Annotated in this window: 16 protein-coding genes; 9 read left to right on the top strand and 7 right to left on the bottom strand. The window is 61.2% G+C overall.

What is annotated here, in order from left to right; all coding sequences use genetic code 11:
* The 7 genes from OBACDRAFT_RS00475 to OBACDRAFT_RS30435 form a co-directional block, all read left to right on the top strand.
* On the top strand, window positions 1-1,414 hold a 1,414-nt coding region (locus tag OBACDRAFT_RS00475), incomplete at its 5' end, for an FAD-dependent oxidoreductase (protein WP_332835098.1).
* A 200-nt stretch (window positions 1,415-1,614) separates the two neighbouring features.
* Complete coding sequence (locus OBACDRAFT_RS00470; protein WP_043581940.1) at window positions 1,615-2,538, top strand: LamG-like jellyroll fold domain-containing protein; 924 nt, start codon at window positions 1,615-1,617, stop codon at window positions 2,536-2,538.
* A gap of 51 nt (window positions 2,539-2,589) precedes the next feature.
* A complete protein-coding gene (locus tag OBACDRAFT_RS00465; protein WP_043581939.1) occupies window positions 2,590-3,663 on the top strand; it encodes a glycoside hydrolase family 130 protein in 1,074 nt (357 codons plus the stop codon).
* A gap of 24 nt (window positions 3,664-3,687) precedes the next feature.
* Complete coding sequence (locus OBACDRAFT_RS24740) at window positions 3,688-4,416, top strand: type II secretion system protein (protein ID WP_052360779.1); 729 nt, start codon at window positions 3,688-3,690, stop codon at window positions 4,414-4,416.
* Between the two features lie 59 nt (window positions 4,417-4,475).
* Entirely contained in the window at window positions 4,476-5,687 is a 1,212-nt protein-coding gene (locus tag OBACDRAFT_RS00455; protein ID WP_052360778.1) for a glycoside hydrolase family 5 protein, read from the top strand.
* A 40-nt stretch (window positions 5,688-5,727) separates the two neighbouring features.
* Window positions 5,728-8,244: a glycoside hydrolase family 38 N-terminal domain-containing protein gene (locus tag OBACDRAFT_RS00450; protein WP_043581937.1), complete on the top strand. Its 2,517-nt coding sequence runs from the start codon at window positions 5,728-5,730 to the stop codon at window positions 8,242-8,244.
* An 8-nt stretch (window positions 8,245-8,252) separates the two neighbouring features.
* Window positions 8,253-9,941, top strand: a complete 1,689-nt coding sequence (locus OBACDRAFT_RS30435) for a glycoside hydrolase family 5 protein (protein ID WP_043581935.1) — start codon at window positions 8,253-8,255, stop codon at window positions 9,939-9,941.
* A gap of 301 nt (window positions 9,942-10,242) precedes the next feature.
* Here OBACDRAFT_RS30435 and OBACDRAFT_RS00440 read toward each other — a convergent pair whose 3' ends face one another.
* From OBACDRAFT_RS00440 to OBACDRAFT_RS27710, 7 genes are all read right to left on the bottom strand, one after another.
* Window positions 10,243-11,181: a dihydrodipicolinate synthase family protein gene (locus OBACDRAFT_RS00440; RefSeq protein WP_043581934.1), complete on the bottom strand. Its 939-nt coding sequence runs from the start codon at window positions 11,179-11,181 to the stop codon at window positions 10,243-10,245.
* Window positions 11,182-11,219: 38 nt separating this feature from the next.
* Window positions 11,220-12,185 carry a D-2-hydroxyacid dehydrogenase gene (locus OBACDRAFT_RS00435; RefSeq protein ID WP_043581933.1) on the bottom strand — a complete coding sequence of 322 codons (966 nt, stop codon included), beginning with the start codon at window positions 12,183-12,185 and terminating at the stop codon, window positions 11,220-11,222.
* A 65-nt stretch (window positions 12,186-12,250) separates the two neighbouring features.
* Window positions 12,251-13,447 (bottom strand): mandelate racemase/muconate lactonizing enzyme family protein, encoded by a 1,197-nt coding sequence (locus tag OBACDRAFT_RS00430; RefSeq protein WP_052360777.1) that lies wholly within the window; start codon window positions 13,445-13,447, stop codon window positions 12,251-12,253.
* Window positions 13,448-13,506: 59 nt separating this feature from the next.
* The gene (locus tag OBACDRAFT_RS00425) at window positions 13,507-15,054 is read right to left on the bottom strand and encodes an FAD-dependent oxidoreductase (RefSeq protein ID WP_043581932.1); all 1,548 of its coding nucleotides are present in this window, start codon (window positions 15,052-15,054) and stop codon (window positions 13,507-13,509) included.
* A 66-nt stretch (window positions 15,055-15,120) separates the two neighbouring features.
* On the bottom strand, window positions 15,121-16,245 hold the full coding sequence (locus tag OBACDRAFT_RS00420; RefSeq protein ID WP_052360776.1) for a sialidase family protein: 1,125 nt from the start codon (window positions 16,243-16,245) through the stop codon (window positions 15,121-15,123).
* Between the two features lie 45 nt (window positions 16,246-16,290).
* Window positions 16,291-17,355 (bottom strand): helix-turn-helix domain-containing protein, encoded by a 1,065-nt coding sequence (locus OBACDRAFT_RS00415; protein WP_043581930.1) that lies wholly within the window; start codon window positions 17,353-17,355, stop codon window positions 16,291-16,293.
* Between the two features lie 160 nt (window positions 17,356-17,515).
* The gene (locus OBACDRAFT_RS27710) at window positions 17,516-18,421 is read right to left on the bottom strand and encodes an AraC family transcriptional regulator (protein ID WP_052360775.1); all 906 of its coding nucleotides are present in this window, start codon (window positions 18,419-18,421) and stop codon (window positions 17,516-17,518) included.
* A gap of 79 nt (window positions 18,422-18,500) precedes the next feature.
* Here OBACDRAFT_RS27710 and OBACDRAFT_RS00405 point away from each other — a divergent pair, with 79 nt between their 5' ends.
* Together OBACDRAFT_RS00405 and OBACDRAFT_RS00400 are read left to right on the top strand one after the other, a co-directional pair.
* A complete protein-coding gene (locus tag OBACDRAFT_RS00405) occupies window positions 18,501-19,469 on the top strand; it encodes a DUF6807 family protein (protein WP_157836846.1) in 969 nt (322 codons plus the stop codon).
* A complete protein-coding gene (locus tag OBACDRAFT_RS00400; protein ID WP_052360774.1) occupies window positions 19,466-20,587 on the top strand; it encodes a Gfo/Idh/MocA family protein in 1,122 nt (373 codons plus the stop codon). Before OBACDRAFT_RS00405 ends, OBACDRAFT_RS00400 begins: the two co-directional genes overlap by 4 nt.
* Window positions 20,588-20,598 lie beyond the last annotated feature (11 nt).

Here is a 20,598-nt window from a genome sequence, read left to right as displayed (position 1 = left end):
TCCAGCACCACTGCCACCCATGAAAACGCACACCCTCCCCCCCCGCGAAATCCCCCACGACGACCACTGGGACGTCATTGTTGTCGGCGGAGGCCCCGCCGGTTGCGCCGCCGCCACCGCTGCCGCCCGCGACGGAGCCCGCACCCTCCTCATCGAAGCCACCGGCACCCTCGGCGGCATGGGCACCAGCGGCCTCGTCCCCTCCTGGTGCCCCTTTACCGACAAAGAAAAATTCATTTATCGCGGACTCGCCCAAAAAATCTTCGAAACCTGCAAAGCCGGCATGCCCCACATCGCGCCCGACCACAACGACTGGGTCCCCATCGACGCCGAACGCCTCAAACGCATTTACGACGACCTCATCACCACCGCCGGCGCCCGCATCCTCTTCCACACCCACCTCTCCGCAGTCGAACCCGACCCCGCCGCCCCCGGCACCATAAAAACCATCATCACCACCAACAAAACCGGCCTCACCGCCCACACCGCCCGCGTCTTTATCGATTGCACTGGCGACGCCGATCTCTGCGCCTGGGCCGGCGCACCCTTCCACAAAGGCGACGCCAACGGACAAAAACTCATGCCCGTTACCCATTGCTTTATCATCTCCAACGTCGACACCGACGCCCTCGCAGCCGGCCCCATCCTCCACGGCTCCAACCCCCACAGCCCCATGTATGCCATCGCCCGCGACACCCAAAAGTATCCACTCATTACCGACACCCACATCTGCCACTCCGTCATCGGCCCCCGCACCGTCGGCTTCAACGCCGGCCACATGTGGGACGTTGACAACACCCGTCCAGAAACCGTGTCTGCCGCCATGATACAAGGCCGCAAAATGGCCGCCCAATTCCTCGCCGCCCTCAAAGAATATTGCCCCTCCGCCTTTGCCGACGCCTACCTCGTCACCACCGCCCCCCTCATGGGCATCCGCGAAACCCGCCGCATCACCGGCGACTACACCCTCACTCTCGACGACTACCTCGCCCGCCGCACCTTTCCCGACGAAATCGCCCGCAACAACTACTATATCGACATCCACTGGGCCAAGGATGACATCCCCCGCGACGGCGACGATATCACCCGCTGGGACAAAGCCTGCCTCCACTACGGCCCCGGCGAATCACACGGCATCCCCTGGCGCTGCCTCATCCCGCAGACCCTCCAAAACACCCTCGTGGCCGGACGCTCCATCTCCTGCGAACAAGCCGTCCAGTCCAGTGTCCGCGTCATGCCCCCCTGCCTTGCCACTGGCGAAGCCGCCGGCATAGCCGCAGCCCGCGCCGCCACCGCGCACGCTGGCAACGTTCGCGCTGTGGACCCTGCCTGGCTCCGCGACCGCATCCGCCACCACGGCGGTTACCTCCCCAACCCCACCCAAGACATCCGGACATCAGCAGCTCCCAAGTGACGCCCGGCCTCCGGGCCTCTCCCATCGACAGAATTTCCCTATGGATCGCCGGCAACATGCCGCCGCTCCGAAGCAATCAGAGCATTTCCGTCAATTGAAATAGTGCACTAGGAAAAAAGTTCTTGAAAAATGATACACTAATGCTCTGTTCGTGATCGCCTCTCACCCGCCACCCAAACGCCAACCCGACAAAACCACCCATGAACATCCCATCCATCCTGCGCCGCCTCATCGCCACCTTCGCTTCCGCCGCCCTGGTCGGCATCGTCTCCGCCATCACCCTCCCCGATCCGGTCGTCCATTACACCTTTGACGAAGGCACCGGCACCACTGCCTCCAATTCCGGAACCGGAACCAATGGCGGCATCACGCTCAATCGCGGCACATCCAATGCCGCCGCATGGAGTGCGGAGGGCAACACTCCCTCCGGCAGCGGCTACGCACTCTCCATCAACGGAAACAACGCTGGCGATGGCAACACTGGCACAAACATCGCCGCCGGCGCGGACGTGGCCCAACTTAACGCAGGTTTTTCCGCATTCACTGTTTCCCTTTGGGTCAACGTCACCTCCCTGGCCAACAGCCCCACCCGTCTCATTGGCGTCAACAATGGCAGCAGCAACGGCTTTTCCTTCCGTTTGGAAAACACCACCCCCAACTCAGTGAAACTCCAACTCTGGGTGAACGGCACAGCCCTCAACACAACCGCACTCGTCAATCTGAGCAACGGCTGGGCATTCCTCGCAGTCAGTTACGATGGCACCGCTACCTCCGCCAACGTGAACTTTTACACGGGTGACACCAGCGCCTCTTCCGCCCTTTCTCTCGTTGACGACAAATCCCTTACGCTGAACAAGGGCACCGTTGCCAGTCTCACCGGTGCGGGCAGGGACTACCGCCTGCGGCTCGGCGCCGGGCAGGACTATTCCGGCGCCAACCGCACCCCCAACGCCCTATTCGACGACGTGCGCATTTACACCAGCGTTCTTGATGCCACCCAACTGGAGGCCGTGCGTCTTTCCAACCTGACCGCCGTTCCCGAACCCGCCGCCACTGCCGCCATTGCGGGGGCGATTCTCATCATCCTTGCCGTCGTAAACCGCCGCTGTCGCGCCCGCCTCTGAACCGCACGCCGGATCCCCTCCGATCTCCGCAGCCTTCAGTCCTTTCCCTGCATGACACCCGCCATCCACCGTTTCCCGCACAACCCCATCCTCACGCCTGCTGACGTGCCCCCCAGCCGCCCCGACATGGCCGTTGAACTCCTCCTCAACCCCGGAGCCTTCCGCTACCAAGGCCGTATCGGACTCCTCCTCCGCGTAGCGGAACGCCCGATACAAGAACCCGGCTGGATCAGCACCCCCCTCCTCGATCCAGCCGCTCCCGGCGGCATGACCATCCTTCGCATCCGCGCCGACGACCCCGAGCTTCGCCTTCCTCCTGGCGAGGCCCGGGGCTTCGACTACAAGGGCCGCGGCTACCTCACCACCCTCTCTCACCTCCGCCTCGCCTGGAGTGACGACGATGGTCAGCACTTCACCCCGGACGCCCACCCCGCCCTCATCGGTCAGGGCTCCTACGAAACCTTCGGCATCGAAGACTGCCGCGTCGAACACATCGACGGCCGCTACCACCTCACCTACAGCACCTCCTCCCCCGCCGGCGTCGTCGCCGGCCTCGCCACCACCACCGACTGGAGAACCTTCGAACGCCACGGCGTCATCTTCCCCCCCCACAACAAAGACGTCGCCCTCTTCCCCGAAAAAACCGGCCCCGCTCACGCCCGAGCCTGGACCGCCTTCCATCGGCCCAGCGGACTCGGCCCCGGCGGCCACTACATCTGGCTCGCCCGCTCCCCCGACATGATTCACTGGGGCCACCACGCCTGCCTGGCCACCACTCGTCCCAATCACTGGGACAGCGAACGCATCGGAGCTGGCGCCGCCCCCATCAAAACCGACCACGGCTGGCTCGCCATCTATCACGGCTCCGACCACCATTGCCGCTACTGCCTCGGCGCCCTCCTCCTCGACCTTGAGGACCCCACAAAAATTCTTGCCCGTAGCGATGCCCCACTCATGTCACCGGATTCCGAATACGAACGCCGCGGCTTTGTCGGGAACGTCGTTTTCACCAACGGTCACATCGTGGATGGCGATCGCCTCACCCTCTACTACGGCGCCGCCGACACCGTCATCTGCGCCGCCACCCTCTCCATCGCCGAAATCCTCCAACACCTCGGCGTCTGACCTCCCCCCCCCCCCCTGCTCCCCATGACACAACATCCCCGTCGCCCCGCCTCTGACCGCACCGCCTTCACGCTCATCGAACTCCTGACCGTCATAGCGATCATCGGAATTCTGGCTGCCCTGACAATAGTCGCCGTCAGCAAAGCCCGCAAAGTAGCGGCCAACGCCCGCTGCGTCGCTAACTTCCGCCAGCTCGGTACAGCGATGCTCCTCTTCGCCAGCGACCACAAAGAATCCCTGCCCGGACACCTTCAGGACGTGCAATCTTGCACCCCTGGCATCAACAGCATTAGCGAATACCGACTCCCGAACAAAGACAGACTCGGCCCCTATCTGGGTGCCGATTACAGGCTCCAATTTCCCCATCCCCTCTTAGCCTGCCCCGCGTGGCTTGCTGCCAGCCCCGCGCAATTTCCTGCCACCGATGCAATGAGGGACATCCCCATGTCCATTGTCCTGAAGTCACTCCCACCGAAAGAAGGAGAAGGCATCGAATATCCATTTGGTCCCCGTGACGGCAATGGCCCGGCACTGGGCAAGAAACTTGCCGAAGTGCAAAACCCATCCCGTGAATGGGCGATGGCGGAAACTGACCAATTGATGAACCTGCCACGCCTCAACAACGAACGTATGAAAAACTCCTCCCACAAACCCAACATCCCTCCCCAGCACGTTCACGGCAACTACTACAACGCCGTTTTCTTCGACGGCAGCGTCGGACGCCTCTCCCCCACCACCTACGAACGGATGTAAAAAACAAGCCCCTCCCCCCCCTCCCGCCACATGAGCCGCTGCCGTCTTCCCTCCCTCATTTGCCAGCTACTGCTGCCAGCCCTCGCGCTCCTCGCCTTGCTCGCGCCCCATGCGCGAGCCGAAACCTCCCCCCCTCCCAGCCCCCTGACGAACAAACCCTCGCTCGCCGCCGGGCAATCATCACCCGCGAACTCGCCGCCCCTCCCGCCAGCAAAACCCCCGAAATCAAAGTCTCCGGCAACCACCTCGTCATAGCCGACCCCACCACCCCGCCTCGTGAGATCCAACTCCAGGGCCTCTGCATCGACAGCATGGAATGGGGCCCTGGCGAACACATGCACTGGGCCCTCCTCCAGGCCATCGACGAATGGAAGGCCAACTGCATCCGCCTCCCCGTGCAACACCGCCTCTGGTTTGGCCTCCCCGCCAAAGGAGGCGCGCCCGCCACTGATGCCGCCGCCTGCGCCACCCCCGCCGCGAAAAAAGCCGCCACCACCTACCGCCGCACCGTTGACGAACTCGTCCGCCTCGCCGCCGCTCGCGGTGCATGGCTCGTGCTCGACCTCCACGCCTTCGGCCCCGTCAACCAGGAACACCTCGTCTTCTGGAAAGACGCCGCCTCCCGTTACAAAAACCACCCCGCTGTCCTCTACGAACTCTTTAACGAACCCGTCGGCGTCTCCTGGAAAATCTGGCGCGATGGCGGCTCCCTCGCCGGCCCTGACAACCGCCACGACGACAACAACCCCGTTGCCATCCCCGTAAAAACCGAATCCGACACCGCCCTCGGCATGCAAGACCTCGTCAATGCCGTCCGCTCCACCGGCGCCCGCAACCTCATCATCGCCGGCGGCATTGACTGGGGCTACGACCTCACCGGCATTCTCTCCGGTCACGCCCTCGCCGACACCTCCGACGCCAACGGCATCATGTATTCCAGCCACGTGTATCCATGGCTCAATGACTGGCAAAAACACTTCCTCGATGCCGCCGCAAAACACCCCCTTTTCATCGGCGAAGTCGGCTGCCCCCCCGACTACGAACGCTTCCCGTTCATCCCGCAACACCAACGCTACCCCCTCGGGAGCTGGGCCGAAGACATGATCGCCATCATCCAGCAAAAACGCCTTAACTGGACAGGCTTCAGCTTTCACCCCCGCTGCGGTCCCATGGCCGTTTCCGACTGGGACTACACCCCCACCCCCTACTGGGGCGCGCACGTCAAAGCCGCCCTCTCCGGCAAACAATACCAACTCAAAAACCTCCGCTAATCCCTCCCATTTTTTCCATCCCCTCGCCGAACTCCGCCACATGAACCACCTCCTCCCCCGTCGCAACTGGACGGTTCACCTCATTCACCACACGCACACCGACGTCGGCTTCACCGACTCGCAGCAAAAAATCGCGCGCTGCCACGCCGACTACCTCGACCAAGCCATCGCCCTCGCGCACCGCGCCACCGCGCCCGACGGCAACCCCGACGCCGACCCCGCCCTCCGCGGCTTCATCTGGACCAACGAATGTCACTGGTCCATAGAACAATGGCTCGCCCGCACCCCCCCCCACCGCCACCGCGAACTCATCGACGCCATTCGCACCGGCGCCATCGCCCTCTCCGGCACCTACCTCCACTTCACCGAACTCCCCGACGCCTCCCTCCACCACGCCGCCCTCGCCCGCGCCCGCGCCTTTGCCCAAAAGCACACTCTCCCCCTCGACACCGCCCTCTCCGCCGACGTCAACGGCTTCGGCTGGCACTATGCCGCCGCCCTTCTTGACACCGGTATCCAAAACCTCGTTACCTGCGTCCACGCCCACCACGGCCTCGCCCCCATCGGACGCCGCCAGCTCCCCTTCTACTGGCAAACCCACGACAACCGCGAACTCCTCGTCTGGAACGGCGAACACTACAACCTCGGCAACGCCCTCGGCCTCGCCCCCGGCGCCGTTCTCACCTATGATTTCACCGACGAACTCCGCCCCGCCACCCGCACCGACGACACCCTTCCCATTGCCCTCACTCGCCTCCCCCGCTACCTCCGCCAACTCGAAGACGACAACTACCCCTACGACTTCGTCCCCCTTCACCTCTCCGGGGCCATGACCGACAACTCCCCCCCCACCGAAGCCATCATCCGCTTCGTTCACCGCTGGAACATCGCCACCACCCCCGCCGACTCCCGAGCCCCCCGCATCATCCTCCGCATGAGTTCCCCCGCCGAACTCTGCCGCCAGGTCCGCGCCGCCGAAAAAAACATCCCCATCCCCCGCTACCGGGGCGACTGGCCCGACTGGTGGTCCGACGGCCCCGCCTCCATCCCCGCTGAAGTCCGCCTCCACCGAGCCGCCTCCCGCACCCGCCGCTGGCTGGCCAACCTCCCCCCCCCCCCCCCAACCCGCGACGACATCGCCATCAACACCACCACCGACCAAAACTCCCTCGAACAACACCTCCTCCTCTTCGCCGAACACACCTTCAACCACTCCGACTCCATCTCCGCCCCCTGGGACATCAACGTCAAAGCCATAGGAGGAGGCAAACGCGCCCTTGCCTGCGCCGCCTGGGCCGCCGCCATCGAACTCCGTGATGCCGCCCTCGCCATCCACCACGGAGCCCTCCCCCCCCTCGCTCCCCGCGAAGCCGGCCCCCGCTTCTTTTACAAAGCCCTCAACCCCCACACCCACTCCCACACCGATACCGCCCGCCTCCACCTCGAATCCAAAGACTTCGATCTCCTCCCTCTCAACCCCCAGGTCATCGACACCCGCACCGGCCAAAAACTTCCCTGCCGCGTCAGCCCCGCCCCCCGCGGCATCACCTGTGACGTCACCCTCACCCTCCCCCCCGGCGACACCGCCCGCCTCGAACTCTGCACCGGCACCGGCGCCCTCCGCTCCCTCGCCCGCAACGTCACCGAACGCGGCCTCCCCGACGACATCGCCAACGGCCGCACCCATGCTGGCTCCGCCCCCGGCCACCACCGTGTCGAGACCCCCCACCTCTGCATCGAATTTTCGGATACCGAAGGCATCACCACCTGGCACGACAAAACCACCCGCACCGAACTCCTGATACCTGCCCGCCCCCACGCTCCCTTCTCCCCCCTTTACGAAGTCACCCCGATTGCAGGATCCGAAGGTGCCGACATGACCTGGGCCCGCTCGCGCCTCGGGCGCAACCGAAAAGGTTCCGGCGTCCGCACCACCCCGGGCACCCTCATTGGCATCGAATTTCCACCCGCCACCGAAAACTGGATACCCGTCACACTCCGCTATTCCGTTGAAGGTTGCCACTGGTGGCGCGTCACCCTCGACATCTGGAAAAACCTCCCCCGTGTCGATGCTACACTCCGCCTCCACAAAACCTCCGTCTGGGAACCCGAAAACCTCCACCTCGCACTCCCCTTCGCCATCCCCGGCGGACAACTCTGGCTCGACAAACCCGGCGCCCCCATCCGTCCCTGGCACGACCAACTCCCCGACACCAACACCGACTGGTATAGCATACAAGAAGGCCTCGCCTCCTGCCACGAAAACACCGGCCTCGTCATAGCCACACCCGACGCCCCCCTCCTGCATATCGGCCCCCTTGCGCACGGCCCCCGCCGCCTCATGGGCAACCCAGCCCTCGGCAACGACTCCCCCCTCCCCTATTCATGGCTTATGACAAATTTCTGGGAGACCAACTTCGACGCCAGCCTCGCCGGATTCCACGAATATCGCTACCGTGTTGAAAGCGGCCCCCACCTTGCCACCCCCGTTGCGGCCATGGCCCACCTCCACGCCCTCGCTCTCGACGGTTTCCCCACCTTCCGCGTATCCGAATAACCGTTACCATGCACAAACGACAACACCTCCTCCGCCTCCCCATCACCTGCGCCTTGTTTCTCGCCGCAACCCTTGCCACCCTCGCCGCCGCGATCGACCTCATCCCCAACGGCAACATCGAAACCGCCGACCCCACCGACCCTGCCGGCTGGCCCGACAAATGGCCCCGCCCCGAAACCGGCGTCACCTGGGAAAAAGACCCCGAAACCGGCAACCGCTTCCTTCGCCTCGCCTCCCAAAAACCCGGCGAGATGATCATGATCTACACCCGCCACTATTTCCCGAAAAACACCCCCAAACCCCAAGCCCTCGAACTCGCCTGGCGCGAACGCCTCGCCAACTTCAAACGTGGCGCCGCCCAGTGGCACGACGCTCGCATCATGATCGAATTCCTCGACGCCACCGACCGCAAAATCACCGACGGCCCCGCCGCCAAGCCCAAGCACCCCTTCACCAACCGCGACACCAAAGGATGGGTTCAGCGCAAAACCAGTTTCCTGGTCCCCGACAACGCCGCCGCCGTCGTCCTCATGTATTCCCTCTTTGAAGTGCAAAGCGGCACCCTCGACCTCGACGACCTCCACCTCACCCCCGCCGACCCTGCCCAACTCGAAGCCGCCGCCGCCAAACGCGCCGCCGAGGAAAAAGCTCGTTACGTCCCAGACGAAGCCCCCGACAAATCCAAATGGCCCCCCGAACTCCACGTCTCCGGCAACAAAATTCTCACCCCCGACGGACGCGAAATCCTCCTGCGCGGCCTCAGCACCAGCGGCATGGAAACCCTCTACCAAGACCAGCAAGGCCCCAAAACCCTCCTCGTTGCCGTCGAACAATGGAAAGCCAACATCCTCCGACTTCCCATCCGCGATGACCACTGGTTTGGCCAGACTCCCGGCCAAAAAGACGGCGGCGAAGCCTACCGCAGGCAGGTGGACAAAATCCTCACCCTCGCCGCCAACCGCGGCGCATATCTGCTCATTGATCTCCACCGTTTCCGAGCCCCCCGCCCCGAGCACGCCGCCTTCTGGACCGACGTCGCCACTCGCTATAAAAACCACCCCGCCGCCCTCTTCGACATCTTTAACGAACCCCACGGCATGAGCTGGGAGGTCTGGCGTGATGGCGGCCAGCTCAACACCGCCAACGACAAGGAAAATCTCGACGAAGACTCCTTCCTCACCCCTGAGGAACGCGCCAAGAAAACCGCAGCCAACCACACCATTGGCATGCAAGCTCTCGTCAAAGCCGTGCGCGACACCGGTGCCAAGAACCTCGTCCTGGCCTCCGGCCTGAGTTGGTCCTACGACCTCACCGGCATTTCCAACGGATACGCTCTCGATGACCTTGGCGGCAACGGCATCGTGTATTCATGGCACGCTTACAACTGGCATCGAAACTGGATTTCCAAGCTTGCTGGCGTCCCGCAAAAACACCCCATCCTCGTCGCCGAATTCGGAGCCGACGTCAAAAAAATGGATTTCATCCCCCTCAAGGACCAGGAAGACCCTTATACGTGGGCGCCCGACATGCTCGGTTTTATCCAAAAGAACAATTTCCACTACACTGCCTGGTGTTTTCATCCGGCTGCGACGCCCGTGCTCATCAGCGACTGGAACTACACCCCTACGCCCTTCTGGGGAGCCTTCGCCAAACGCGCCCTCGCCGGAGAAAAGTTCGAGATGAAACGCGAACGCTGAATTCGCACACGAGCGATTGCGGGAGTAATCGGAAGGCAAGCGTGCAACTTGGAGATGCGATGGTCCACGCCGACAGATTCGTCAGGCGGCGAGAGACAGGAAACGCTATGTATCGTAAACTACACGCTTGGATAAATGCAGGTGCTGGATGTTGGGAATGGCGTCCTGGCCACACAGCGCCCGGCGACACTGAAACCGGCGTGAGCTCTGCGGGATTAGGGACTGTCTTCAAAGTAAAGATCCCCGGAGCAAGCTCCGGGGATCTTTACTTTGTTTTCCGTCATGTTCGCGCAACGACGCATCATGCGGGGGCCTGTGAAAAACAATTGAGTTCTCGGTATGCGCGGCTGATGCGTGCCACGTCCCCGGTGGTCGCGCACGCATAGGGCCAGCGCAGACGTGGTGTGAGACCGGGGAGCCAGCTGCCTGCCACGGCGGTGGCTTTATCGGCGGCCATGTTGGGAAGTTTTTTCTCCGTGATCAGCGGAACGACGTTCGCATCCCAAAATGCCCGGAGCTTGGCTTCGAGCGCGAGACCGGCAGGGATGTCGCGGATACAGAGTTCATACCAGCGTTGGGCGGCGGCGGGGTTGAGGCAGGCAACGTTCGAGTAGGCGCCATGCGCTCCGTGCGAGATGCCGCTGGCCAGCGTATGTCCGGGAATGAAAACCGACAGTTTCTCAAAAACGGGTTGCATTGCGCGATACCAAGCGTCGTCACCACCGGGCACTTTCATGCCGGCCACGCCGGGAAATCTTCGGGCGATTTGCAACCATTCGTCCGGGGTGAGGTGACGTTTCGCGTGCGGAGGATTGTAAATGACCAGCGGAATGGGCGCCGCCTCCTCTTGCATACGCTCAAGAAATGCAAGTATCTCCGGCCACGCGGGGACAAACCAGTCGGGCAAAATAATCTGAAACGCGGACGGACACAACGCCTTGGCACGGCGCAAGCGTTCGAGCGAGAGTTGCGGGCTCATGTGGCTGGCGCCGATTTGGAAGGGCATCCGCGCCTTCTCGCATTTTTCGGCGAGGAGCTGATTGATGTCGTCAAACTCGGTTTCGGTCTGCGTGTAGAATTCGCCCGCGCTGCCGTTGGAGTAAATGCCGTTCACGCGGGCGGCGATGTAGTGGTCGATTTCGTCGGCGAGCAAGTGGTGGTCAATCGAGTCGTCGGCGTTGATCGGGAGAAGCAGCGTGGCCCAGTTGCCACGGATTTCAGAGGAGGTTTGCGGTTTCATGTTCCGGTGTGTGTGCGGGGGGGGGGGGAGCTAGCGCGTCATGGGTTTTTCATGACAGTGTTGCGGAGAGGTTCGCCTGCTTTGAACTTTTTTAGGTTTTCGATGGCGAGGTCGGCGAGGCGTTCGTGTTCGCGCACGGAGCGTCCGCTGGCGTGGGGCGTGATGAGGCAGTTGGGCGCGGTCCAGAGGGGGCTGTCGGGGTTGAGCGGTTCTTCGGTGAAAACGTCGAGTCCGGCGAAACCGACTTGTCCGGATTTGAGGGCGGCCACGAGGTCGTCGATGACGTAGTGAGCGCCGCGGGCGAGGGCGTAGAGACCGGCTCCGGGGCGCATGGCGTCGAAGATTTTTTTATTGAATATGCCGGTGGTTTGCGGGGTGAGGGGGAGGACGATGAAAATGTGGTCGGCCTTGGCAACGGCGGCAGCGAGTTGGTCGAGCGGGAAAATTTCTTTTGCAATCGGGTGCGTTTTGATGATGTCAACGCCGATGACGTTCATGCCGAGGCCGTGGCAAAGGCGGGCGACTTGCGAGCCGATGTTGCCGAGGCCGCAGACGCAGGCGGTGGTCTCAAACACTTCGCGATAGGGCGGACGGCGTTCGAAGTGTTTTTTGGTTTGGTCAACGGCGTGTTCGCCGATGTGGCGCGTGCCGGCGAGCATGAGCGCGACGCCGTGTTCAGCGACGGGAATGGACATGGTGCCGGCGGAGTTGCACATGGTGAAACGCGGTTTGGTTTCAAGTCCTTTGCCGACGTATTTTTCAAAGCCGGTGGAGCCGCATTGGAACCAGGCGATGTTGGATGCGAGCACCCAGTCCGGTTCGGGCCAGCCGAGGACGATGTCGCTTTGGTTGATGAGCGCGCGGGCTTCGGTTTCGGGTGTGTTTTGCGGGCGCCAGGTGAGTTCGACGTCGAGTTCGGCGCAGGCTTTTTCAAAGCGGGAGCGTGGTTTGGCGTCGGCGTAAAAGGCGTCGTGGCTGCAATAGAGTTTTAGTTTTTTGGACATGATGAACCAAGTGTGCGGGGGGAGGGGGGGGGGGGGGCGGGCTGCAGGGTGTAGTGATATTTTCGTTACTTCTTCTTTTTGAGCGTTTGCAGGTTTTTTTTCGGGTAGCCGACGGTGCTGTAGAAGGAGCCAGGGCGGTAGGGGTAGCGTTTTTCGACGTCTTCGGGGAGTTTGACGCCGAGGCCGGGGGCGGTGGGCGCGGCGATGCCGCCGTTGACGAGGGTGAGGGGTTGGACGAGGAATTCTTCGCGGAGCGGGAAGGGGTTGTTGGGCAGCTCGAGGAGCGTGCAGTTGGGTGAGGCGAAGGCGGCGTGGTAGTTGCCCATGATGCCGACGCCACCGGCCCAGGTGTGCACGGCGAGTTTGATGAATTTGCGCTCGCACATCTGCGCGACGCGGCGGAAGGCGCTGATGCCGCCGATGATCGCGGCGTCGGGTTGGAAGAGGTCGAGCGCTCCGGCTTCGAGGTAGTTTTCCGCCTCAACAAGGCTCGATACGGTTTCGCCGCCGGCGATGACGCAGTCGGTCTCGGCGCGGATTTTCGCGAAGCCTTTGTAGTCGGTGACCTCGCACGGTTCCTCAACGAAAAGGAGCTTGTAGGGTTCGAGCGAGCGGACGATGCCGATGGCTTCTTTGTAGTTCCAGGCCTTGGGATTCACGCCTTGGCAGGCATCAACGCCGAGGCCGGTTTTGTCGCCGAGAACTTCGCGGGAGTAGGCGACTTTCTCGATGATTTCGTGCGGCTCAAGGTAGTTGATGCGGATTTTGACGGCGCCGAAACCGAGTTTTTTGTAGCCGAGTAATTCCTTCTTGAGTTCGGGGAAGGGCTTGTTGTTTCCGCCGCTGGCGTAGGCGGGGATATGGTCGTGGACTTTGCCGCCGAGGAGTTGGTGGACGGGGACCCCGAGCGCCTTGCCCTTGAGATCCCAGAGCGCCATTTCGATGCCGCCAGCGATGCTGGCGGACATGCCGAAACGGCCCCAGTAGTAAGTCGCAAGTTTGAGGATGTTGGCGATGCCGGCTGTATCCATCGGATCACGACCGACGAGATCAACTTCAAGTTGCCTCACGATGGCTTGTGTTGCTTCAGGCGCGAAAACGCCGATGTAGGTTTCGCCGAGGCCGTGGATGCCTTCGTCGGTTTCAACCTTGATGACGGAAATCGTGCGGTGCCCGTCGGCGAAACAAAATTCGCGTTCGAGATCGCCCGGAATCGCATAGGGACAGGAGAGCAGAATGCATTTAACTGCGGTGATTTTCATGGTGCTGGCGGTTGCCAAAATCGGTGTGTGCGTGCGGGGTGGAGGATTACTGGTCGGAATTACTGGTTTACCAAAACAGGAATGTCTTCGGCGTCGGAGGTGTTGGTGGCGGTTTCAAACGGGGAAACAGAGTCGGACGGGGACGCGCCCGGCAAAGGCTCCGGCCTGCCATCCCGTTTTTTACCGTTGGGCGAAGGTTGTGATTTTGGCTGTAGTGGATCATTCACTACGGCACCTTCGGCGATGAGTTTTTCCTGGAGCCGGGTGATGTCCACATCGGCAAACGACACGCCGCTCTTCAGGGACATCGCGGCGGCGATGCCGGCGGCATGTCCCATGGCGTAGCAGGGGCCTTGTTCGCGCAGGGGGCCGAGCACGTCGCGCTCCACGCTGATGGCGCGGCCGGGGCAGATGAGGTTCTTTATCGGGCGGGGAACGAGGCAGCGATAGGGGATCGGCGTCACGAGGCGGCGCAGTTCAGTTTTTCCCCCATGCATGGGTTGATGGCTCGGCCGCTTGGGATCAGGCAGGTCCCAGCCATAGGCCGACCAGGCGATGGTGTCGGGGAAATCGGTGGCGTTGAGAATGTCCTGCACACGGTAAACAAAGTCCGAGCGGATCCGGCGTGTCTCGCGGACGCCGAGGCTGGAGGCGACCATTTTGATCCGAGCGTCTTTGAATCCGGGGAAATATTTTCGCATCAGTGCGAAAAGCTCAATCATCTCGGAGCGTCCGCGTATCATGCCCTTGGATACCGATGCGCCATCTGTTCCATCCACGTCGCAATGACGAGTGGTATTGATCATCAAAGTGCCCTTTTCGTGCAACTGCACGCTGATGAAAATCTCATACGGGAAAGTCCATTCGCCGCTTTCGCGCAAGCGCTGGATCAGTTCGCGAAAACGATACGAATTGGTGCGATAAATTTCCGAGGCCAGCGCGTCCTGATCCACGTTGTTCACATGGAATATCAGCGATGCGGGCGCCATCAATTCGTCCCCCTCACGGCCTTTCACGTAGTCGCAACCGGCGCGCCAAGCCACGTCGGCGTCGCCCGTGGCGTCCACCACGACGCGGGTGCCGTAGGCGAGCAGTCCGCTTTTGTTGGATACAATGATTTTTTGGATACGTGAGTCCGTGATCTCGACGTCCACAAACTGGGTGAAGAAGAGCACATCGACCCCGGCCTCCAGCATCTTGCGGTCGAGCAGGGCGGACATGGCAACCGGATCAAAGGGCACGCCGTAGGTGAGGGTCGAAATCGCACCGGTCCAGCCGTGGGGCGAGTATTTTTCCGGCTTGATCGTCTCGGGATGGATGGCACCGCCGATGGCGGCCAGGTCCTCGGTGACTTCCTTGAGCAGGCCCGCCACGGCCCAGCAGGAGTTGTCCACGGCGCGACATCCGAGCAGATGGGAAACGCCCGCGGACACGCCGGCGCCGCCGAGTTGACCGGAGCTTTCGATGAGGAGGACTTTCAACCCGTTTCGCGCCGCAGCCAGGGCAGCAGGAACGCCGGAGGGTCCGCCGCCGCAGACGATGAGATCGTAGTGCCCAGCCACCGACAGGTTGCGTTGAAAGGAGTGGGTTTCGGTTTTGATGTTCATAGGATGTTCGGAGAATGGAGGATGACCGGGGGTCGGAGGACAGGTGCGGGGGCGTGTGGGCGATATTTATTTCGTGAAGGGATTTGCGGAAATCCAGTCGAGCGGGAAGCGGACGAAGACGATTTCCTTCCAGCCGTGATGGAGCGTCTCGCCCCACATGGCGGTGTCGTAGGCGCAATAAACATTGCCATTGGAATCGCTGGCCAAATCAGAGTAACCAAAACGACCGCCGTCGATCAGACGCCATTCGGACCAGGTTTTGCCATCGTCGCGCGAGAGCTTGATCACGCCGTTGGAGCGAGAACGGAAATGCAGTGCGTCCTTGTCTTCGAGATCGTGGCGGCTGTCGGGATTGCAGAAGAGTAACACCTTTTTGCCGGTTTCCGGATCAGTCGCAGAAAGGAAACTGGCCATGCAAATGGGATCGTAAAGAGCTTCGTCAAAAACGGGTTTTGTCCAGCCAGTCGTTCCGTCGGCGCTGATGGAAACGAGTCGGCGATAGCCTTTGGATTCGCTGCGAATGTTGATCATCACGCGACCGTCGGACAGTTCCGCCACGGTGCATTCGCTGGGGTTGCGGATGATGTCGGTGGTGTTGGCAATGATGTCGCCGCGTTTCCAAGTGAGACCGCCGTCGTCACTGGCGATGGTGGAAACGCAAGAGGGCCGGTGATCGCCTCCCACCAAAGCAGGCCCAGCAGGATCACAAAGCCAGACAGGCACCAGTAGGCGTCCGTTCTTCAATTCGATGGCGTGGCCGGGGCCGGGCGCGATGACCTCCCAGTCGTATTCGGCTTTGTAGTGGTCGAACACTGACGTGATGTCGCGCGGTTCGCTCCAAGTGAGGCCGTCGTCCGTGGACCGGTAATAATAGACGTCCTTGTAATTTTTCTGGCATATGAAGTGCACCGTGCCGTCCTTGCCTGCGATGGGCGTGGAATTGGACGCGGGACCACCTTCGCCGTCTAGGATGATGCGGGCGTCACTCCATGTTTCTCCGCCATCGGTGCTGTGGCGGTAAATGATGTTAATATCGGCCCAGTCGCTCTTGTCGTCACGTCCCTCGCAAAAGGCGAGCAGGACGCCGTTTTTCGTGCAGACCAGCGCCGGGATTCGCGTGAGAGCATACCCCAATGCGGGTGCAGAAAAGAGCGTGGTTTTCCAGATGTGGTTGGTGTTCGTTGTATTCATCGTGCGTTAGCGCAGGGAAATGAGGAGGGGGGAGGGGAGGGGGAATCAGACCAAGGTGTTGGCACCTGACATGCCTGTTTGTTGCCGACGCCATGCCGCCGGGGTGAGACCGTGTTGTTGGCGAAAACGTTTTATGAAATACGCGCTCAGACTGAATCCGCACGCGGCGGCCACTTCCTTGATCGAGAGCCGACTGTCTGCCAGCAATCGCTCTGCCAAACGAAAGCGTTCGGCGCGGACAAACTCTACAAAGCCGCAATGCGCATGAGTGCGAAACAAGCGCGTCAAATGATCCTCACTGACACGGAAAATAGAGGCAACAGAGTGGCGCTCCAAATCGTGTTGCAGGCGCTCGGTGATCCACGCGCAGATCTCGTCAAAAGTTCGCCTGCTCGGTGAGACTGTTCCTGAAAACCTGGCTGATTCCGCCAACTGCGCATCCGCGTGCAACTCCTGCAAACACCACGCAAGCAAAGCCTCTCCGGTCGTGTGAAGCAGTTCCTGCCGCTCCGAATCAGTCCCCAGTTTGCCAAGGCTGGCATCCAAAGTCGTTGCCTCATCGATCAAGCCGATCGCATACCGCAAGGCCACGCTGACCGGCACATGCGTATGATACCAAAGCTCCGTGTGAAACGCATTGTCCGTATCCAAACATACATTACTATTTTCCGGCTCGCGTTTGTGATGATACCAGAGAAATCGCGTGTGGTCCGGCGTGAAGCTCACGGCGAAAACCACACGCGGCGCATCGTTGCGAACGAGATTCCAGTCATTGGGCCGTATCCAATAAAGCTCTCCCGTCCGCACAACGCGGTCCGCCGACCGATCATTGATGTCATGAATAACCCGATACTCCCCCTCTAAAACGAATATGAAGCGCGGAAACATCGTGCAGGAAACACTGGTGCCATGCCGTTCCCTGCGAGCCTCCCATTCCGATAAACGCATCGGAAGCTTCTGATGGGCGGAGAGAGTCATTGATGCCCCACCCTCCCGCCATTGTTGGAGAACCGTTCCTGTAAGTCGCACAAGTGCGCCATAAGGGTCGCCACCGGCAATGGCTTGTTCCAGTGCGCGGATGCCGGAAATGTCATAATTTTTATCACTCATTGCCGTAGGAGGACCCTTGTTGTCGGCACACTTAAAACCGTGTTCCTGCCCGGCAATACAATGTCGGCAATGTCATATCCTTGTTGGAAATGTCGCATCCCGACAAACTACTCCAGCAAGGCAGCGGAATGCTCAACTGGCCTTCCTCATTCTGTATCCATTATGTCACTTGGATCGCTCGGCGAAAGCGACCAGGCGCCTCTCCCAAACGCTGACGAAACAGACGCGAAAAATAATACACATCGTCAAATCCCGCCGCCGCGGCGACCGATGCCAGCGGCTCCGAACTGGTGCGCAACAACTCGCACGCACTGCGAATTCGCAATTCCAGTTGATAGTCAATCGGGGCGCGTCCGAAACGATCCTTGAACCTCCGCGAAAAATGCGCGGGCGACAACCCGACCTCTTTTGCCAAAGCCGTAAGACAGATCTTTTCGCGATAGCGGGCGCGGATGATATCACGCGCCCGGTCGATCTTGTCCGGCGGCGGACCACCATGCTGAAACACCGTGCGAAAAAGCATGGTTAAAATCTCCGCTGCCAACCCGCCCAATTCCAAATCATCGGGTCGTGGCACGGCCTGTCCGCGATTGACCAAAGCCGCGATCCCACCGCCCAACATGCGGGCCTGAGCAGGCAACAGTTGATGACGAACAACCGGATTACACCGCCGTTTGGTCCATGTCGAAAGCATCTCCGCGAAGGCCAGGTCCAAGGCTTGCCCATCGGCCCGGACAAATTCGAAAGTCAACTCCGTGTAACGCGTCGTATCGCGACCAACATTGGTAAACTGATGCGGCTGGCCGGGCGACGTGAAAAAAACCGCGCCGGGCTTCGTCGGCAAAAGTTCGCCCGATATGTCAAACACACCCGCACCACCCGTAACGAGGACGATATGATAGTGCATGTGGTGGTAGGGCGATGGACGCCGCGGACGAGGCGGAGCCTGATAGTCAATCTTCGCCCGAATCACCCGACCAAAGTAAAGTCCATCGGGACGCGGTATCGTGAGAATGCCAGGCAACCCATCAGTGACGCTGTTCAGATTTACGAAGAACCGGTCCATGCAGCAGCAAAATCGTCCATTTAATTGCGCGTTCCGTCAATTGGCTTTTGTCCCTCCCGCTGGCATACTCAACCGCGCCATGACTACCCAGACTCCCTCCTCTCTCCGCCTGCAAACGCGCTGGAACGACGCGACGAAAATCACCGCCCCGGATGGCGACGAGCGTGCGCTCGTTTACCGCCATCATCCCTCGCTTAATCAACCGGGTTTCCATCCCTTGGTCACGCCTCGCGGTCATGTGCTGACCGGATGGCAAATGTCGGATCACGTCTGGCATCGCGGCCTGTGGTTCTCGATCCGATACGTCAACGAGGACAATTTCTGGGGCGGCACTCCGCCATTCGGAATGTTGACCACCAGCTCCGGCCCCTGCGTGGAGGCATTGGCCAACGACACCGCGCGCATGAGCCACCAACTCAATTGGGATTCCCCCACCGAAGGCACCCTGCTGCAAGAATCGCGGGAAATCACCACGCGCCTGACGCCCGACGGCATCACGATGCTGGACTGGGCCAGCGTCCTGCGGGCCGTGAAAGACGTCACGCTCGACCGCTCACCCTACACCGGCACAATGGGCGGCTACGGAGGCCTCGGCTTCCGCGCCTCTCGCGAATTGCACGAAGCGGAATTCCTCCTGCCCGACGGACGCATCCTCCCCGAAGTTGGCGGAGAAGCCTATCAACAAGCCTGCGATCCGAAAGTGAAAATCGGCCACGCCGCCGTCCAAGTCGGCGGAGAACCGCTCCCTTGGCTCGTGTTGCAAGGACGCATGGACGGAGGCGCCGACGAACGCGTTTCCATCGGCATCATCGACCACCCGGACAACCCCGGTTCTCCCGTTCCCTGGTATGCGAAACTGCACCCCGGACGCGGCTTCTCCTACCTCAACGCGGCCTTCCTCTTTCACGGTCCCAAAAGCCTGAAGGCTGGCGAGTATTTGAAATTCAACTACCGCGTGTTCTATCGCGACGGACGCTGGACCGCCGACGAATTCGCCAAACTCGCCAACGAATTCCGTCAAAGCCCCCGTGCGGAGATCCACCCATGAGCGCAGCCATCTCCCCCCTCCCCCCCCCCGTCCCTGCGGATCATCCCTACGCACCCGCCGGCGTCCTGCCCGGAAAAGTTGTGCAGGGCCGTGACTTCGTTTACGCCGCAGCGCACCTCGACCACAACCACATCAACGGACAGTGCAACGGACTCAACGACGCCGGAGCCGTCCTCAAATACGTTTACGAACCGGACGCCGCCAAACGAAACGCCTTCCTCGAAAAATACCGCACCACCGGCGTCCAGCCCGTGGACCGCCTTGAAACCATTCTCGACGACCCGGAAATCCGCCTCGTAGCCTCTGCCGCCATCCCCTCCGCTCGCGGTCCCCTCGGCTGCCGCGTGCTGCAATCCGGCAAAGACTACTTCACGGACAAAAGCCCCTTCACCACCCTCGAACAACTCGCTCAAGCCCGCCGCACGACTCAACAAACCGGCAAAAAATACATGGTTTACTACGGCGAACGGCTCAACTCCGAAGCCGCCTTGCACGCTGGTGAACTACTCGCGCAAGGAGCCATTGGCCAAGTCGTCCAAGTCATCAACCTCGCTCCCCACCGTCTCAACAAAGCAAACCGCCCTGCTTGGTTTTTTGAAAAACAAAGCTACGGCGGCATCTTGACGGACATCGGCTCACACCAATTCGAACAATTCCTCGCCTACACAGGTGCGCGGGACGCCCGGATCAACTCCGCGCACGTTGCCAATTTCAACAACCCTGACACCCCCGGTTTGGAAGACTTCGGGGAAGCCTCACTCACTGCCGACAACGGCGCCTCCTATTACTGCCGCGTTGACTGGCTCACGCCCGACGGTCTTCGCGCTTGGGGCGACGGACGTACTTTTATTTTGGGTACCGAAGGTTTTCTGGAAGTGCGAAGGCTTCTGGATATCGCCCGCGACACCGGCGGCGGACTCATCTTCATGGCCGACAAACGCGGCGAGTACATGATCAACTGCAAAGGCAAAGTCGGTTTCCCCTTCTTCGGCAGACTCATTCTTGACTGCCTCAATCGTACCGAAAATTCCATGACACAGGAGCACGCCTTCAAGGCCGCCGAACTCTCCATGCTCGCCCAACAAAAAGCCGACGAAGCCCGTGCCGCCACCCTCTGACCTGACGCCCA

This window comes from Geminisphaera colitermitum TAV2, assembly GCF_000171235.2.
GTDB classification, from domain to species: Bacteria; Verrucomicrobiota; Verrucomicrobiia; order Opitutales; family Opitutaceae; genus Geminisphaera; species Geminisphaera colitermitum.
This window is presented reverse-complemented; position numbering and strand designations above follow the sequence as displayed.

Coding starts and splice junctions, on each gene's coding strand:
- OBACDRAFT_RS00420 (WP_052360776.1), bottom strand. CDS start 16,245: ATGAATACAACGAACACCAACCACATCTGGAAAACCACGCTCTTTTCT.
- OBACDRAFT_RS00415 (WP_043581930.1), bottom strand. CDS start 17,355: ATGAGTGATAAAAATTATGACATTTCCGGCATCCGCGCACTGGAACAA.
- OBACDRAFT_RS27710 (WP_052360775.1), bottom strand. CDS start 18,421: ATGGACCGGTTCTTCGTAAATCTGAACAGCGTCACTGATGGGTTGCCT.
- OBACDRAFT_RS00405 (WP_157836846.1), top strand. CDS start 18,501: ATGACTACCCAGACTCCCTCCTCTCTCCGCCTGCAAACGCGCTGGAAC.
- OBACDRAFT_RS00430 (WP_052360777.1), bottom strand. CDS start 13,447: ATGAAAATCACCGCAGTTAAATGCATTCTGCTCTCCTGTCCCTATGCG.
- OBACDRAFT_RS00425 (WP_043581932.1), bottom strand. CDS start 15,054: ATGAACATCAAAACCGAAACCCACTCCTTTCAACGCAACCTGTCGGTG.
- OBACDRAFT_RS00400 (WP_052360774.1), top strand. CDS start 19,466: ATGAGCGCAGCCATCTCCCCCCTCCCCCCCCCCGTCCCTGCGGATCAT.
- OBACDRAFT_RS00450 (WP_043581937.1), top strand. CDS start 5,728: ATGAACCACCTCCTCCCCCGTCGCAACTGGACGGTTCACCTCATTCAC.
- OBACDRAFT_RS24740 (WP_052360779.1), top strand. CDS start 3,688: ATGACACAACATCCCCGTCGCCCCGCCTCTGACCGCACCGCCTTCACG.
- OBACDRAFT_RS00435 (WP_043581933.1), bottom strand. CDS start 12,185: ATGTCCAAAAAACTAAAACTCTATTGCAGCCACGACGCCTTTTACGCC.
- OBACDRAFT_RS00440 (WP_043581934.1), bottom strand. CDS start 11,181: ATGAAACCGCAAACCTCCTCTGAAATCCGTGGCAACTGGGCCACGCTG.
- OBACDRAFT_RS30435 (WP_043581935.1), top strand. CDS start 8,253: ATGCACAAACGACAACACCTCCTCCGCCTCCCCATCACCTGCGCCTTG.
- OBACDRAFT_RS00470 (WP_043581940.1), top strand. CDS start 1,615: ATGAACATCCCATCCATCCTGCGCCGCCTCATCGCCACCTTCGCTTCC.
- OBACDRAFT_RS00465 (WP_043581939.1), top strand. CDS start 2,590: ATGACACCCGCCATCCACCGTTTCCCGCACAACCCCATCCTCACGCCT.